The sequence below is a fragment of the Streptomyces sp. Y7 genome, from assembly GCF_043195415.1.
Lineage (GTDB): Bacteria > Actinomycetota > Actinomycetes > Streptomycetales > Streptomycetaceae > Streptomyces.
In genome coordinates this window covers 1-15,121 of sequence record NZ_JBIDDQ010000004.1, presented here as the reverse complement: position 1 = coordinate 15,121, position 15,121 = coordinate 1, and the positions used below count along the sequence as shown (strand labels likewise).

The 15,121-nt window shown below is 72.9% G+C and carries 16 protein-coding genes; 7 read left to right on the top strand and 9 right to left on the bottom strand.

The genetic code is table 11. The features are described 5' to 3' along the window. Nucleotides 1-9 precede the first annotated feature (9 nt). Both ACGFW6_RS13590 and ACGFW6_RS13585 read right to left on the bottom strand, forming a co-directional pair. The gene (locus tag ACGFW6_RS13590; RefSeq protein WP_393507880.1) at nt 10-834 is read right to left on the bottom strand and encodes a helix-turn-helix domain-containing protein; all 825 of its coding nucleotides are present in this window, start codon (nt 832-834) and stop codon (nt 10-12) included. A gap of 44 nt (nt 835-878) precedes the next feature. Then, nucleotides 879-1,457: a Uma2 family endonuclease gene (locus tag ACGFW6_RS13585; RefSeq protein WP_393507878.1), complete on the bottom strand. Its 579-nt coding sequence runs from the start codon at nt 1,455-1,457 to the stop codon at nt 879-881. A gap of 163 nt (nt 1,458-1,620) precedes the next feature. On the opposite strand from ACGFW6_RS13585, the gene ACGFW6_RS13580 reads away from it, so the two are divergent. Then, complete coding sequence (locus ACGFW6_RS13580) at nt 1,621-2,385, top strand: MerR family transcriptional regulator (protein WP_393507876.1); 765 nt, start codon at nt 1,621-1,623, stop codon at nt 2,383-2,385. Further along, entirely contained in the window at nt 2,385-2,987 is a 603-nt protein-coding gene (locus tag ACGFW6_RS13575) for a hypothetical protein (RefSeq protein WP_393507874.1), read from the top strand. Before ACGFW6_RS13580 ends, ACGFW6_RS13575 begins: the two co-directional genes overlap by 1 nt. On the opposite strand, the gene ACGFW6_RS13570 is transcribed toward ACGFW6_RS13575, so the two are convergent. Next, the gene (locus tag ACGFW6_RS13570; protein ID WP_393507872.1) at nt 2,938-4,380 is read right to left on the bottom strand and encodes an RNB domain-containing ribonuclease; all 1,443 of its coding nucleotides are present in this window, start codon (nt 4,378-4,380) and stop codon (nt 2,938-2,940) included. The genes ACGFW6_RS13575 and ACGFW6_RS13570 overlap by 50 nt on opposite strands. A 73-nt stretch (nt 4,381-4,453) precedes the next feature. Between ACGFW6_RS13570 and yaaA the strand changes: the two genes are divergently transcribed. Together yaaA and eda are read left to right on the top strand one after the other, a co-directional pair. Then, nucleotides 4,454-5,236: a peroxide stress protein YaaA gene (gene yaaA / locus ACGFW6_RS13565; protein ID WP_393507870.1), complete on the top strand. Its 783-nt coding sequence runs from the start codon at nt 4,454-4,456 to the stop codon at nt 5,234-5,236. A gap of 70 nt (nt 5,237-5,306) precedes the next feature. Beyond that, complete coding sequence (eda, locus tag ACGFW6_RS13560) at nt 5,307-5,939, top strand: bifunctional 4-hydroxy-2-oxoglutarate aldolase/2-dehydro-3-deoxy-phosphogluconate aldolase (protein ID WP_393507868.1); 633 nt, start codon at nt 5,307-5,309, stop codon at nt 5,937-5,939. Here eda and ACGFW6_RS13555 read toward each other — a convergent pair. The 3 genes from ACGFW6_RS13555 to ACGFW6_RS13545 are packed head-to-tail and all read right to left on the bottom strand — an operon-like array spanning nt 5,922 to nt 8,929. After that, nucleotides 5,922-7,292: a bifunctional RNase H/acid phosphatase gene (locus tag ACGFW6_RS13555; protein WP_393507866.1), complete on the bottom strand. Its 1,371-nt coding sequence runs from the start codon at nt 7,290-7,292 to the stop codon at nt 5,922-5,924. The genes eda and ACGFW6_RS13555 overlap by 18 nt on opposite strands. A gap of 39 nt (nt 7,293-7,331) precedes the next feature. Continuing rightward, the gene (locus ACGFW6_RS13550) at nt 7,332-8,075 is read right to left on the bottom strand and encodes a zinc ribbon domain-containing protein (protein ID WP_393508788.1); all 744 of its coding nucleotides are present in this window, start codon (nt 8,073-8,075) and stop codon (nt 7,332-7,334) included. Next, entirely contained in the window at nt 8,072-8,929 is an 858-nt protein-coding gene (locus ACGFW6_RS13545) for a Nif3-like dinuclear metal center hexameric protein (protein ID WP_393507864.1), read from the bottom strand. Before ACGFW6_RS13545 ends, ACGFW6_RS13550 begins: the two co-directional genes overlap by 4 nt. Before the next feature lie 221 nt (nt 8,930-9,150). Between ACGFW6_RS13545 and ACGFW6_RS13540 the strand changes: the two genes are divergently transcribed. Together ACGFW6_RS13540 and ACGFW6_RS13535 are read left to right on the top strand one after the other, a co-directional pair. After that, nucleotides 9,151-10,374, top strand: coding sequence for a hypothetical protein (locus tag ACGFW6_RS13540; RefSeq protein WP_393507862.1), 1,224 nt, complete (start codon nt 9,151-9,153; stop codon nt 10,372-10,374). A gap of 95 nt (nt 10,375-10,469) precedes the next feature. Next, a complete protein-coding gene (locus ACGFW6_RS13535; protein WP_093745826.1) occupies nt 10,470-10,634 on the top strand; it encodes a hypothetical protein in 165 nt (54 codons plus the stop codon). A gap of 55 nt (nt 10,635-10,689) precedes the next feature. Here ACGFW6_RS13535 and ACGFW6_RS13530 read toward each other — a convergent pair whose 3' ends face one another. From ACGFW6_RS13530 to ACGFW6_RS13520, 3 genes are read right to left on the bottom strand one after another with little or no spacing between them, the layout of a single operon-like run. Beyond that, nucleotides 10,690-11,628 (bottom strand): 3-oxoacyl-ACP reductase, encoded by a 939-nt coding sequence (locus tag ACGFW6_RS13530; protein ID WP_393507860.1) that lies wholly within the window; start codon nt 11,626-11,628, stop codon nt 10,690-10,692. A 12-nt stretch (nt 11,629-11,640) separates the two neighbouring features. Next, complete coding sequence (locus ACGFW6_RS13525; protein ID WP_393507858.1) at nt 11,641-12,717, bottom strand: Zn-dependent alcohol dehydrogenase; 1,077 nt, start codon at nt 12,715-12,717, stop codon at nt 11,641-11,643. A 29-nt stretch (nt 12,718-12,746) separates the two neighbouring features. Continuing rightward, nucleotides 12,747-13,604 carry a MaoC/PaaZ C-terminal domain-containing protein gene (locus tag ACGFW6_RS13520; RefSeq protein ID WP_393507856.1) on the bottom strand — a complete coding sequence of 286 codons (858 nt, stop codon included), beginning with the start codon at nt 13,602-13,604 and terminating at the stop codon, nt 12,747-12,749. Between the two features lie 303 nt (nt 13,605-13,907). Here ACGFW6_RS13520 and ACGFW6_RS13515 point away from each other — a divergent pair, with 303 nt between their 5' ends. Further along, nucleotides 13,908-15,110, top strand: coding sequence for a sensor histidine kinase (locus ACGFW6_RS13515; protein WP_393507854.1), 1,203 nt, complete (start codon nt 13,908-13,910; stop codon nt 15,108-15,110). Nucleotides 15,111-15,121: the final 11 nt, after the last annotated feature.

Below are 15,121 nucleotides of genomic sequence, written 5' to 3'. Positions count from 1 at the left end.
TCGGCCCCCTCACCGTCCGCTGTCTTGAACGCTGTTGCGGTACGCCGCCGGGGTCACCCCGAGCACCCGGCGGAACCAGCGCGTGAGGTGTGCCTGGTCCGCGAAGCCGACCAGGCCGGCGACCTCGGCCGGGCGCAGGCCGGTCTCCAGCAGACCGCGGGCCCGGGTCACCCGGTGCTGGGCCAGCCAGGCGTACGGCGGTATCCCCATCGTCGTACGGAAGGCGCGCAGGAGCTGGTAGCGGGAGAGGCCTAGGTCGGTGGCGAGGGACGCGAGGGAGGGCGGGGCCGTGAGCTCGTCGGCGAGGCGGTCGCGGACCGCCCGCGCTATGTGGTCGGCGCCCGCGACCGTGTCGTCCGTCGCCCGCGCGGTGGAGTGGCGGCGGGTGAGGGCCGTCATCAGCCATGGGATGCGGGACTCGGCCTCCAGGGGGTCGGGGCAGGCGGCGAGTTCGGCGTGGGTCAGGCGCAGGGCGTCGGAGAGCTGGGGGTCGTCGAGGAGCGGCTCGTGGAAGTGCGGAACGCCCGTGCCCAGGGTGCCGTCCGTCAGCAGGGACGGCTCGGCGTACAGGGCGCGGTAGGCGTAGCCGCCGGACTCGCCGGGGCCGCCGGTGTGCATCTCGCCCGGTGCCAGTACGACGATGGAGCCGAGGCCGGGACGGAGGTGGCCGCCCCGGTAGTCGATGATCTCGCTGCCGCCGACGCAGACGCCGATCGTGAACTCGTCATGGGCGTGCGGGGCGTAGACGTGCCGGTCGAAGCGGGCGGTGAGCAGGTCCAGGGGCGGGCCGTCCCGGCCCAGCCGCGCTCTGGTCCACAGCGCCTGTTCACCCACGTCGCACCTCCCGGCCACTCCCGGAAGGTGCAACGCCAGGAGCGTCAGAGAAAGTCCGCCGTGTCCAGGTCGAAGCCGAACGGTTCCGGGAGGGCGAGCGATTTACCGAAGGGGCGTGTGCAGTGCTGTCGGTAGTCGCCATCCTCGGGCGCGCTGAAGAGGGTCACCTGCGAGGTGTCCCGGTCGGCCAGCAGGTAGAAGGGGATGCCACCGCGGGCGTAGCAACGACGTTTGGCCTCGCGGTCGGCCTTCGGCTTGGTCGATGTCACCTCCAGCACCATGACGACGCCTTCGCAGGGCATCCAGGAATTGGCGCCGCCGAACAAGTCCGCATCGACGGGTGCGAAGGTGGCATCCGGGATCACGTGGTCCATCGGCCAGTCCACCGCACTCTTCACCGTGAGTCCCTTGTTCCCGGAGAAGTCCATGTCCGTCTTGGATCGCTTGATCACCTGCCTCACGATCCGGCTGATGTACTTCTCGTGATCCCCGTCCGGCGGCGGCGTCACGACGATCTCCCCCTCGATCAACTCGGCCCGGAAACCCTCCGGCGTGTCCAGGGCGAGAAAGCCCTCCAGCAGGACCTCTTCCTGCGTGAGCGGCTCGTGGGCCATGGCAGTCATGTCACGCCCCTCCTTCTGTCGCCCGTCAGACTGGGACATCGGAAGATCACCTGTCCGAGAGATCGGAAACCGTTCCCTCGATCGTGGCACACGGAACGGACGATCGTCAGGCAAGCAAGCCGGCGCTTGACCTTGCCGCAACGTCAACGTCTCTACTGGTGCCATGCGGATCGGAGAACTCGCCGCCGCGGTCGGTGTCACCACTCGGACCGTGCGGCACTACCACCATCAGGGGCTGCTGCCCGAGCCGGAGCGGCGGGCGAACGGGTATCGGGCGTACACGCTGCGGCATGCCGTCGTGCTGGCGCGGATCCGGCGGCTGACGGAGCTGGGGCTGGGGCTCGCGGAGGTGCGGGACGTGCTCGCCGAGGACGCCGGGAAGGATCTCGCCGAGGTGCTCAGCGAGCTGGACGAGGATCTCGCGCGGCAGGAGGCGGCGATCCGGGAGCGGCGGCAGCGGCTGCGGACGCTGCTGGAGACCGAGGGCGCGGTGACCGCCGAGGGGCCCGTGTCGCCGCAGCTCGCGGCGCTCTTCCGGGACATGGGGCAGGTCTCCGATTCGCCCATGGCCGTGAAGGACCGGGAGATGCTCGCGCTGATCGAGACCACGGCCGGCGCCGAGGGTCGGGACCAGCTCGTGGGCGCGTTCGAGAAGGCGTTCACCCGGCCGGGCGCGAAGGAGCAGGTCCTCGCGGCCTACGCGCTGCTCGACGACCTCGCCGATGCCGACCCCGCCGACCCGCGCGTGGACGACGCGGCCCGCGCCCTGGTCGACTGCCTCGCCCCCGACCTGCTGCCCGAGAAGCTGGACGTCGACCCCGACAGCAGCTTCCTGCGTGCCTTCTACGCCGATTTCGCCCCGGCCCAGGCGGCGGCCATCCGCCGCACCCTGCACCTCCTCATCGAAACGGAAGGAGACGGGCCTTGATGGGGACCGTACTCGTTCTCGTCCGGCACGAGCTGCGGCTGCTGGTCAGCCTCTGGCTCTGGGCGGCCCGGCGCCGGCACGGGACAGGGGAAGGAGCCGCCTTCGGGTACGCGCGCGGCCAGGGCACCATGCTGCTGGGATTCGGGTTCGTGATCGTGATCGAGTCGATCATGATGTCCGTGCTGCTGCGCAACCATCCGGCGGTGCAGCGGACGTGGTTCACGGTGGACGTGTACACCCTGGTGCTCGTCGTCGGGATGCACGCCGCCTCCGTCGTACGGCCGCACGTCCTCGACGACCGCGTCCTGCGCGTGCGGCGTGCCGCGCACGTCGATCTGCGCATACCGCTGGAGACGATCGCCGGGGCCCGGCGCGAGCTGCGCACCACCCATGAGCGGGCCGAGGGCGAGCTGAACCTCGCCATCGGCTCGCAGACCACCGTGACGCTCGAACTCACCGAGCCCGTCGCCTACTTCACCTTCCTCGGGCGTCGTCAGGACATCCGGCTCGTGCGCTTCCACGCCGACGACGCCAGCGGCCTCGTCAAGGCGATCATGCTGGCTCGAAGCGCACCTTCGCCGATCCCGGATCCGACTGGGTGAGCCGGACCCTGATCCGCTCCCCCAGCGGCAGGCGCTCCCCGTCCGTGTTCTCGATCCGGCCGATGATCGCCGGGGCCTCCAACTGCACGGTCCCGACGGCGGGCCGGCGCTCCTCCACCTCCACCACGCAGCCGTCGAAGACCTCCCCCACCCGGTCCTTCAGCAGCGCCGCCTCCACGATGTCCAGGCATTCGCGCTCGACCGTGCCCGCGCGCCGGCTGCCCTCGGCCATCCGGGCCGGCAACGCGTCCAGGGCGGCCGCCACCCACTCGGGCACCGGCCGGCCGGCGGCGGCCGCGAGGCAGATCTCGGACACGTACCGGTCGACGAGGCGGCGCAGCGGGGCCGTGCAGTGGGCGTAGGGGGCGGCCACGGCGGAGTGGGTGGTGATGGGCGGGAGGGCGCCGTCGCGGAACACCGTGTAGCCGGCGCCGCGCAGCAGGGTCGTGCACTCCTGGAGGAAGGCCGCGTGGCGGGGGCGGTGCGGGTCGAGGGAGCGGACGAGGTCGGCGTACGACACGTGGTGCGGCCAGTCGATGTGCAGGGCGTGGGCGGTGTGGCGCAGGCGGCCGACCGCGCCGTCGGGGGCGGCGGGGAGGGTCCGCAGGACGCCGGTGCCGAGGGACAGCATCAGGTCCGCGGCGGCCATGCCGGTGAGCAGGGAGATCTGGGAGTTCCAGCCGTCGGCGGGCAGTGGGGCGCGGTAGGCGAGCTCGTAGGTGTGATCGCGTGCGACGATCTCCTGCTCGGGCACGGCGAGCGAGATCCCGCCCCGCTCCACCTCCAGCTTCTCCCGCAGCCGCCCGATGTCCCGCAGCAGCGCCAGGGGCTCCTCGGCGGTCCCCGTGTCGATCCGCTTCTGGACGCCCGCGTAGTCCAGCCTGGCCCGGCTGCGCACCAGGGCCCGGCGGACGTCGACGGCGACCGTACGGCCGTCCCCGTCGAGGTCGATCGTCCACAGCACGGCGGGCCGGTCCTGGTCCGGCAGCAGGCTGGCCGCGCCCTCGCTCAGCGACTCGGGGTGCAGCGGGACGCGCAGGTCAGGGAAGTAGAGGGTGGTCACCCGCCGGTGGGCCTCCTGGTCGAGCGGGCCGGACGGTACGACGAAGGCGGCGACGTCGGCGATGGCGTACCGGACGCGGTAGCCGCTGCCCTGCCGGGACAGGTGCATCGCCTGGTCGAGGTCGGTGGAGGCGGGCGGGTCGATGGTGAGGAAGGGGATGTCGGTGGCGTCGTGCGGGGGGAGGGCCGGGGCCTTGGCCGTCTCCTCGGCCTGCGCCAGCGCCTCGGGCGGGAAGCCGGCGGGGACGCCGAGCTCGTGGCGCAGGGCGGTGAGGGCGGCCCGGAGGGGGGCCTCGGGGGCGCCGGTCACCCGGATGTGGCGGCGGGGCATGTGTCGAGCGTAGGGCGAGGGCCGCCGGGTGGCACGCCGTACGCTGTGGCGGAGTTCGAGTGAGGGAGTACGTGTGCTTGTCCTGTTGCCGCCGTCCGAAGGCAAGGCCTCGTCCGGTCGTGGTGCGCCGCTGAAGCTGGAGTCGCTGTCCCTGCCGGGGCTGGGCGAGGCCCGGGAGGCGGTGCTGCGCGAGCTGGTCGAGCTGTGTGCCGGCGACGAGGACAAGGCGCGGGACGTGCTCGGGCTGAGCGAGGGCCTGCGGGGCGAGGTCGCGAAGAACGCCGGGCTGCCGACGGCGGGCGCGCGGCCGGCCGGGGAGATCTACACCGGGGTGCTGTACGACGCCCTGGACCTGGCCTCGCTCGACGCCACCGCCAAGAAGCGGGCCACTCGCTCGCTGCTCGTCTTCTCGGGGCTGTGGGGAGCCGTGCGTGTCAACGACCGCATCCCCTCCTACCGCTGCTCGATGGGCGTGAAGCTGCCCGGTCTCGGGGCGCTGGGCGCGCACTGGCGGGCGCCGATGGCGGAGGTGCTGCCGGAGGCGGCCGGGGACGGGCTGGTGCTGGATCTGCGGTCGTCGGCGTACGCGGCGGCGTGGAAGCCGAAGGGCGAGGTGGCCGGGCGGACGGCGTCGGTACGGGTGCTGCACGCGCCGACGCGGAAGGTCGTCAGCCACTTCAACAAGGCGACCAAGGGGCGGATCGTACGGAGCCTGCTGACGGCGGGTGCCGTGCCCCAGGGACCGGCGGAGCTGGTGGAGGCGCTGCGGGACCTCGGGTACGAGGTCGAGGTGGAGGCGCCGGCCCGGGCCGGGAAGCCGTGGACGCTGGACGTGCTGGTGACGGAGATCCACTGACCGGACCCTCATCATTGCAGCCTGCGCAACGCCCTTTGCACAGGCTGCATCTCGTGGGCAGGATGAGGCTATGACCTCAGTCCTGGATCTCGCGCCCGTCGTCCCCGTGGTCGTGGTCGACGACCCCTCCGACGCCGTACCGCTGGCCCGGGCGCTGGTCGCGGGCGGGCTGCCGGCGATCGAGGTGACGTTGCGGACGCCGGCCGCGCTGGAGGCGATCGGGGCCATCGCGGACGCGGTGCCGGACGCGGTGGTCGGCGCGGGCACGGTGATCACACCGGAGCAGGTGACGCGGGCGGTCGAGGCGGGGGCGGGTTTTCTGGTGAGCCCCGGCTGGACGGATCTGCTGCTGGAGGCCATGCGGGCGTCCGGGGTGCCGTATCTGCCCGGGGTGTCGACCACGTCCGAGGTGGTGGCGCTGCTGGAGCGCGGGGTGCGGGAGATGAAGTTCTTCCCGGCCGAGGCGGCGGGCGGCACCGCCTATCTCAAGTCGCTGAACGGACCGTTGCCGCAGGCCCGGTTCTGCCCCACCGGCGGGATCGGTCCGGCGACCGCGCCCGACTATCTCGCGCTGCCCAACGTCGGCTGTGTGGGCGGCAGTTGGATGCTTCCCGCGGACGCGATCGCGGCGCGGGACTGGGAGCGGGTCAAGGCGCTGGCGCGGGAGGCGGCAGCGCTCGGCGGCTCACGCGCGCAGGTGTGAGGTGTCGTTGAAGAGGCGCACGCTGGCGTTGCCGTCGGCGTAGTACGCGACCGCGGAGAGGGACGCCGCCGAGAGTTCCATCCGGAACAGGGACTCGGGCGGGGCGCCCAGGGCGAGCCGTACGAACGTCTTGATCGGCGTGACGTGGCTGACGAGGAGGACGGTGCGCCCCGCGTACGCCGCGACCAGCTTGTCTCGGGTGGCGGTGATCCGGGTCGCGGTCGCCGCGAAGCTCTCGCCGTCGCCGGTGGGACGGGCCTCGGGGTCGGCGAGCCAGGCGTTGAGGTCGTCGGCGTAGCGCTCGCGGACCTCGCCGAAGGTGAGGCCCTCCCAGGCGCCGAAGTCGGTCTCCCGCAGACCGTCGTCCACGGTCACGTCCAGGCCGAGGTGGGCGGCGACGATGCCGGCGGTCTCCCGGGTACGGGCGAGCGGTGAGGCCACGACGGCCTGGACGGTGCCGCGCCTGGCGAGGGCGGCGCCGACCCGCTCGGCCTGCTCGCGGCCGACGTCGGACAGCGACGGATCGGTTTCGCCGCTCCCGGAGAACCGCTTCTGGGGCGTGAGCGGCGTCTCCCCGTGCCGGAGCAGCACGAAGGTGGCGGGAGCACCCATGTCGGCCGGCCCCCAGCCGGAAGCCGGCGCGGCCACGCTCCGCGCGGCCCTGGCATCGGCTTCGGCCTTGACATCGGCCTCGGCCCTGACATCGGCCTCGGCCTTGACGGCCCCGCCGCCCGGACTCTCCGCCGCTCCGCGGCGGGAAGAAGTACCGGCGGACGCAGCAGCGTCCGCAGCCCGTCCCTCCGCCAGCGCCGCCCGCGCCCGGGCCGCGCCCGCGGCAGCGTCTCCGGGCGGGCCGGACGGCCGCGGCTCAGCCACCGCCCGGGCGGCCCGAGCGTCAGCCGCCTCCAGCTCCGCCGTGGAAGCCGACGCGCTCCACCGCTCGCCCCGCTTCCCGGCGTCCATCGCCTCGTTGGCCAGCCGGTCCGCGTGCTTGTTCTGCTCGCGGGGGATCCACTCGTACGTCACCTGCGGGGCCGGGAAGATCTTCGACGCCTCGAAGGCCAGGGGCTTCATGTCGGGGTGCTTGATCTTCCAGCGGCCCGACATCTGCTCGATGACCAGCTTGGAGTCCATGCGGACGTGCACGGTGGCCGTGGGGTCGAGTTCGCGCGCCGCGCGCAGGCCCGCGACGAGGCCGCGGTACTCGGCGACGTTGTTCGTGGCGACGCCGATGTACTCGGCCGCCTCGGCCAGCGTCTGCCCCGTCGCCGCGTCGATGACGACCGAGCCGTAGCCCGCGGGCCCCGGGTTGCCCCGTGACCCGCCGTCGGCCTCGACGATGAACTCCCGCACGATCAAAGCCCCTTACCCGAGCCCCTTGCCTACCGGGTCCTAGAGACCGGACTCCGCCGTACGCACCAGGATCCGGCGGCAGTTCTCGCAGCGCACCACCGTGTCGGGCGCCGCCGCGCGGACCTCGCTCAGCTCGGTGATGGCCAGCTCCTGGCGGCAGCCCTGGCAGGTGCGCTGGTACAGCTTGGCCGCACCGATGCCGCCCTGCTGCGCGCGCAGCTTGTCGTAGAGCTTGAGCAGGTCCGCGGGGACCGACCCGGCCATGACCTCGCGCTCCTTGGTGACCGTGGCGACCTCGCCGTCGATCTCCTCGAAGGAGGCGTCGCGGCGGGCGGTCGCGTCGTCGACCTTGCCCTGGACCGCGCCGACGCGCTCGGTCAGTTCGGCGACCCGCTCCTGCGCGGACTCGCGGCGCTCCATGACCTCCAGGACGACGTCCTCGAGAGCACCCTGCCGCTTGGCGAGGGAGGCGATCTCGTGCTGGAGGTTCTCCAGGTCCTTCGGGGAGGTGACGGCACCGGAGTCCAGGCGCTGCTGGTCGCGGGCGGCGCGCTGGCGCACCTGGTCCACGTCCTGCTCGGCCTTGGTCTGCTCGCGGGCGCAGTCGCTCTCCTCGGTCTGCGCGGCGACGAGCAGGTCGCGCAGCTGGGTGTGGTCCTTGGTCAGCGACTCGATCTCGGCGTGCTCGGGCAGCGACTTCCGGCGGTGCGCGAGCTGCTGGAGGCGGACGTCGAGGGCCTGGACGTCGAGAAGTCGGATCTGATCGGCCGGCGCGGCGTTCAGTTGGGGGCTCCCGTGGTTCTAGTGGGCGGGTTGGACGCCGCGTGGGCGGTCCAGGGGTCGGTGACCGTCTTCGAGACGTGGACGCGCAGGTCCCATCCGTTGCGGTCGGAGATCTCGTCGAGCTGGGTGGCGGCCAGCTCGCACCAGGGCCATTCGGTGGCCCAGTGCGCCGCGTCGAGCAGCGCGAGAGGACTGTGGGCGCGGGCCTCGGAGACCGGGTGGTGGCGCAGGTCCGCGGTGAGGAAGGCGTCGACACCGGCCGCGCGCACCTGGTCGAAGAGGCTGTCGCCGGAGCCGCCGCTGACGGCGATGGTGCGGACGGTCGCCTCGGGGTCGCCGGCGACGCGGATGCCCTGCGCGGTGGCGGGCAGCCGCTCGGCGGCGCGGGCGGCGAGTTCGCGGACGGTGAGCGGGTGGTCGAGCTCGCAGATCCGGCCCAGGCCCCGGCGCCCGGAGGGGTCCGCCGGGTCCGGCACCAGCGGGCCCACGACCCTGAGGTCCAGGGCGCCGGCCAGGGCGTCGCTGACTCCGGGGTCGGCGGTGTCGGCGTTGGTGTGCGCCACGTGCAGCGCGATGTCGTTCTTGATGAGGGTGTGCACGACGCGGCCCTTGAAGTGCGTCGCCGCGACCGTCGTCGTACCGCGAAGGTAGAGCGGGTGGTGGGTGACCAGCAGGTCGGCGTCCAGCTTCACCGCCTCGTCCACGATCTCCTGGACCGGGTCGACGGCGAACAGGACCCGGGAGACCTCCTGGTCGGGGTCGCCCACGACGGTGCCGACCGCGTCCCAGGACTCGGCCCGTTCGGCGGGCCACAGGTTCTCCAGCGCGGCGATGACTTCAGACAGACGGGGCACGAGGGCAAGGCTACCTGGCTGGTCCCCGCGGATGTACCGGTGCCGGAGCCGCTCGTCCGCCGCGCCGACCGCCCGCGCTCACGACCGGCCCGGCTCAGCACAAGCACCCGTGTTTCCTCAGGCGAATCGTTCCTCTGCCACCCCTTTGTGTGAAGCGGAACGTCCCTGGTGCCACGCCTGTGCGTGCGAAAACTAGCGTCGTGACCGGAGGTGACCGGACCATGACGGCCAGTGCGTCCCCCGAGCTCTCGACATCGTTCGAGGAGGAGGGATCCCCACCGCCCGTGGCGGAGCACGAGGGCGACGACGCGCCCCGGGCGGAGTGCGCCATCACGGCGGACGGTTCCTACGCCGCCCGTCTCGCCCTGGACGGCGACTGCTGGTTCCCCGAGCGCTGGACCCTGGACGGCCCCGAGCCCTACGCCGTGCCGCTGCCCGCCCATCAGCCGGAGGAGCCCGGCACCGAGGTACAGCCGATGGGCGACGGGCGGGTCCTCATCCGCCGGCCCACGGACGGACGGCACGTCTTCTCGCTGCTGTATCCGACCGGGCCCGGCACGGGAGAGCTGGCGCTGGGCGCGGTGCAGTGCCCGGAGGAGGGGACCCGGCTGCGGATGCTGCCCCCGGCGCCGGGCGGCGACAGGGCGTACGCCCTCGCGGTGGGCCGTCACTCCAGCGTGGTGTGGCTGGTGGCGGGCGGCGCCTTCGGGCCGGAGCAGGTCGCGCGGATCCCGGGGCGCTGTTCGGGCGGGGTGTGGCTGGACCGGGAGGGGCGGATGCTGGCCCTCGACCGGGAGTCGGAGGGCCGTACCAAGGCGGTGGTGGTCGATCTGGGGCGGGACGGCGAGGTGTCGCCGCTGCTGCAGATCGCGTCCGACAGCGACGACCGGGTGCTGCTCGCCGATCCGGACAGCGGGCTGCTGCTGGTCGGCTCGGACGCGCCCTCGCCCGGGCAGGAACGGTTGGGCTGGGGGGTGCTGGGCAGCTCGCTGCCGGTGCGCTTCCCGGAGTGCCTGCGGATGCCGGAGTGCGGGGTGACGCCGTTCGCGATCCAGCCGGGGCAGGTGCTGACGCCGGAGAGCTGCGGGGTGGCGCTGCGCATCGACGGGCCGCTCGCCGGCTGGGTCGCGGTGTGGCGGCCCGCCGAGCGGCAGCTGCGGCATCTCGCGGCGCCCGAGGGGTGGCTGGCGGGTGCCGGGCTGTGGACGCGGGAAGGGGTGCTGCAACTGCCGTACGCCACCCAGGAGGTGCCGTGCGGGGTGGCCCGGGTGGAGGCTGCGGGTGTGAGGGGCGCCGTGGACGCGGGGCCGGGGACGGCGGCGTCATCGGCGGCGGACGGGGAATCGGCCGCTTCGACGGGTGCGGAAACGGACGCTCCGGGTCCCGTCACACCCCGGCCCGTTCCGTTGCAGCAGGCGCCGTTGGGCGGTCTTGTAACGAAGTAGTGCCGGTTGGCGTGGCCGCCTGGATCCGGCCCGTGGTGGGCCGGTTAAACTCGCCCGGCTGTTAGAAGGATCATGTTTACGGGGTGAGTTTTCCGATGAGCAACGCCAGCACGACCCAGCCGGGGCCGGCCGACGTTCACGACGTACAGAAGGTCTCCGGTCACGGCAGGCACCGTGGTCAGGTCTCGGCCCAGGAAGGCGAGACGGCCCCCCGCGGCCGTCACCGCAAGCCGGCCGAGGAGAGCGAGACGGCAGTCTGACGCTGACGCCGCTCGGCCCCGCCCCCAGCATGAGGGGACGGGGCCGTTCGCGTACCTAGGTCCTTTTCAGTCCGAGGACTTCCGCCGCCGCGAACGTCTCCCCCGCCGGCTGCTGTGCGTAGTGCGCGCTCAGCAGCGCGTCGAGCTCGTCGTAGGTGAAGGTCTCCTGCTTGCTGTCGAACTTGGCGGCCACCCGCGGCCGTTCGACGATCGCGACCATGCCGCCGTGCACGACGAGCAGCTGTCCGTTGACGCGGGCGGCGGCCGGGGAGGCCAAGTAGCCGACGAGCGGGGCGACATGCTCGGGGGCGAGCGGGTCGAGGCCGTCCTCGGGTCGCTCCAGGCCCGCGAAGACGTCCTCGGTCATCCGGGTGCGGGCGCGCGGGCAGATGGCGTTGGCGGTGACGCCGTACTTGGCGAGCGCGAGGGCGGTGGAGGTGGTGAGGCCGACGATGCCGCCCTTGGCCGCCGCGTAGTTGGGCTGCCCGGCGGATCCGGCGAGGAACGCCTCCGAGGAGGTGTTCACGATCCGCCCGTACACCGCCCCTCCCGCCGCCTTGGAGCGCTCGCGCCAGTGCGCGGCGGCGAAGTGGGTCGTGTTGAAGTGGCCCTTGAGGTGGACCCGGATCACCGAGTCCCACTCCTCCTCGGTCATGGAGAAGACCATGCGGTCGCGCAGGATGCCCGCGTTGTTGACGAGGACGTCCAGTTTCCCGAACTCGGCGATCGCCAGCCGGACCAGTTCCCCGGCCTGCCGGAAGTCCGCCACGTCGCCGGTGTGCGACAGCGCCTTCCCGCCCGCCGCACGGATCTCGGCGGCGACCTCCTCCGCGGGTCCCGCGGACGCCTCGCCGGAACCGTCCCGGCCCGGCTGCCCGAAGTCGTTGACGACGACGGCGGCGCCGAGCCGGGCGAGTTCGAGCGCCTCGGCCCGCCCCAGGCCCCGGCCGGCCCCGGTCACGACGGCGGACAGCCCTTCCAGTGGCAACGACACGGAATACCCCCGTCAGATCTCGATGCAGGTGCGCAGCGCGGTGCCCGTGCGCATCTGGTCCAGGGCCTCGTTGATCTCGGCCAGCGGCACCCGGTGGGTGATCAGGCCCGCCAGGTCGATTCGGCCGGCCCGCCAGAGCGCGATCGTCCGCTCGTAGGAGCGCAGCACGTCGCCGCCGCCGTACAGGGACGGCAGGATGCGCTTCTCGTCGAAGAACAGCTCGAACATGTTGAGCTGGAGGAAGTCGTCCATGGCGCCGGCGCCCACGACGACGAGGGTGCCGCCGCGCCGGGTGTTCTCGTAGGCGGTGCGGGCGGTGGCGGACCTGCCGACGACCTCGAAGACGTAGTCGAAGCCCTCGCCCGCGGTGACCTGCTGTTTGGCGTCGGCCAGCTCGTCCGGGGAGACGGCCCTGGTGGCGCCGAACTTCAGCGCGGCCTCGCGGCGGGAGGCGACCGGGTCGACGGCGACGATCTCGGCGGCACCCTTGAGCCGGGCGCCCTGGATCGCGGAGATGCCGACGCCACCGCAGCCGATGACGGCGACCGACGCACCGGCCTCCAGGTCGGCGGTGTTGAGGGCCGCGCCGAGCCCGGTGGTGACACCGCAGCCGATCAGGGCGGCGATGTCGAAGGGCACGTCGTCGGGGATCGGCACCGCGCAGCCCGCGTCGACGACGACCTCCTCGGTGAAGGTGCCGGTGCCGGCGAAGCCGAACAGGTCACCGCCGGGGCGCTTGAAGTTGGGGGTGCCGGCGTTCATGAACCCGGCCAGGCACAGCTCGGTCTGGCCGCGCCTGCACGCGGGGCAGGCGCCGCAGGCGGGCAGCCAGCACAGCACGACCCGGTCACCGGGCTTCAGGTTCCGTACGCCCTCCCCGACGTCGAGGATCTCGCCGGCGCCCTCGTGTCCGGGGACGAAGGGCGCGGGCTGGGGCAGGACGCCGTTCATCGCGGACAGGTCGGAGTGACACAGTCCGGTGGCCCGCACCCGGACCCTGACCTTCCCGGGGCCGAAGCCCACCGCCTCGACGTCGTCGAGGACCTCCAGCTTGTCCTGGCCGATCTCGTGCAGTACGGCTGCGCGCATGGTGCGGCTCCCCTCCAGGGCGTACGGGCTCAGGTGTGTTCGACGACGGTGTCGGCGAGGACGGGCGCGTCGTCACGCTCGACCGCGCTCACGGCGACCCGCACCGAGCCCTCCCCGGGCCACATGCGGATCCGCAGGGTCTCCCCCGGGTACACGACCCCGGCGAACCGGGTGACGTACGAGCGCACCCTGGTCACATCGCCGCCGAGCAGCGTGTCGACGACCGCCTTGAGGGTCATGCCGTAGGTGCACAGGCCGTGCAGGATGGGCCGCTCGAAGCCGGCGACCTTGGCGAACTCCGGGTCGGCGTGCAGCGGGTTCCAGTCGCCGGACAGGCGGTACAGCAGGGCCTGGTCCTCGCGGACGGTGCGCTCGACGGTCCGCTCCGGGTCGCCGGCGGGCGGTTCGAGGCGTGCCGAGGGGCCCCGGTCGCCGCCCCAGCCGCCCTCCCCCTTGATGAAGATCTGGGAGTCGTTCGTCCACAACGGCCCGTCGGCGTCGGCCACTTCGGTGCGCAGCACCAGCACGGCGGCCTTGCCCTTGTCGTGGATCGCGGCGATCCGGTTGGTCGCGGTGGCGGTGCCCGTGGCGGGGATGGGCCGGTGCAGCACGATGCTCTGGCCGCCGTGCAGGACGCGGGCGAGGTCGACCTCAATGCCGGGCATGGACAGGCCGCTGATCACGCCGGGCGCTCCGGAGCCGGCGACGGTGGCGAAGCTCGGCAGGACGTGCAGCCGTGACTCCAGGGTGTAGCGCAGTTCGTCGGGGTCGGTGGCGGGCAGGCCGGCGCCGATGCCGAGGTGGTAGAGCTGGACGTCCTTGGAGTTCCAGGAGATCTCGCCGGTCCGGGGTTCGGCGGCGAGGGCCTTGGCTGCGTCGATGGGCATAGGGCTCCTGACATTCGGCGGAGTTCCTGCGAGGGCGGAGCAAGACCTCGGTACGGCCGTCCGCACCGTCGGCCGCACCGAGGTCGTCACGGGCCGTTCTAGAACGCGTTCCAGTCCGGCGACCTCTGTATAGCCGAGCACACCGCAGTTGTGAAGGCTCCTGACGCTGCATCAGATCCGGTTCGCCGGATCGGGCCGCGGTGACATTTGTCCTGCCCTATCGCGTACGTGCGCCACTGCCGCGCGGCGCCGCGCGTCCGTACCGTCGGTGTCATCGGTTCTCACCCGACAGGGGGCAGGGGCATGGCCTGGTTGCGCAAGACCCGCGGGACCTCGTGCGAGACGTTCAGGGACGAGCGGAGCCCCAACGGCTACAGCCTGCTGCCCTGGCTGCTGATGGGCATGGGCGCCTTCTCCAACCTGTTCCAGGGAGAGACCCCGGACCCGTGGATCGGCGGCCTCGGACTGCTCACCTTCAACTCGCTCTACGTCTACGTGTCCTTCCGCTCCTTCGTGAAGGAGACCCGCGAGGCGACCTCGACCCGGGTGGCGCTGACGCTGCTGGGCGTGGTCACCTGCGCGCTGGCGCTCGCGTACGGCGGCAACTGGCTGCTGTTCTTCCCGCTGCTCGGGCTGGCCACGGGCGCGGCCGTGCGGATGCCGGGGCTGCGTCCGGTCGGCCTGGTCGTGGGGGTGGTGGCGGGGGCGGTCTCCGTCTTCCACGACGGCTGGGGCGGCCTCGACATCGCGTACGCCACCTGGATCTCGACGATGGTGACGGCGGCGATCCTGTCCCTGTCGGAGGCGGTACGGCAGCTGCGCACGGCCCGCGAGGAACTGGCCCGGCGGGCCGTGGAGGAGGAACGGCTGCGGTTCTCCCGTGACCTGCACGACCTGCTCGGCCACACCCTGTCGGTGATCGTGGTGAAGTCGGAGGCGGCGCGGCGACTGGCCGCCGGGGACGTGGCGGCGGCGCAGGCCCAGCTCAACGACATCGAGGCGGTGGGCCGTCAGGCGCTCACCGAGATCCGCGAGGCCGTCAGCGGATACCGGCAGGGCAGTCTGAGCGACGAGCTGGACCGCGCGGTCTCGGCGCTGCGGGCCGCCCGCATCGAGCCCGTCGTACGCCGCTCGGGTCCGCCGCTCGTACCGCAGACCGAGGCGCTGCTGGGCTGGGTGGTGCGGGAGGCGGTCACGAATGTCGTCCGGCACAGCGGCGCGCGGCAGTGCGAGATCGTCGTGGCGGGCAGCGGTGGGGAACGGGTGCGGTTGACGGTGACCGACGACGGGTGCGGCGTCGAGCGGGCCGCGGGGGCGGAGCGGGCGGGGGCCGTCGGTGGCACGGGTCTGAAGGGCCTGACGGAACGCCTGACCACGGCCGGCGGCACCCTCACGGCTGGCCCGGGGCCACGCCAGGGGTTCGTGGTGACGGCGGAACTGCCGGTGGAGGTCGGAGGCTTGCCGACCCAACGGGCGGGAGTGGCCGTCGGCGGGGTGGTGGGGTGAGTGAGCCGGGG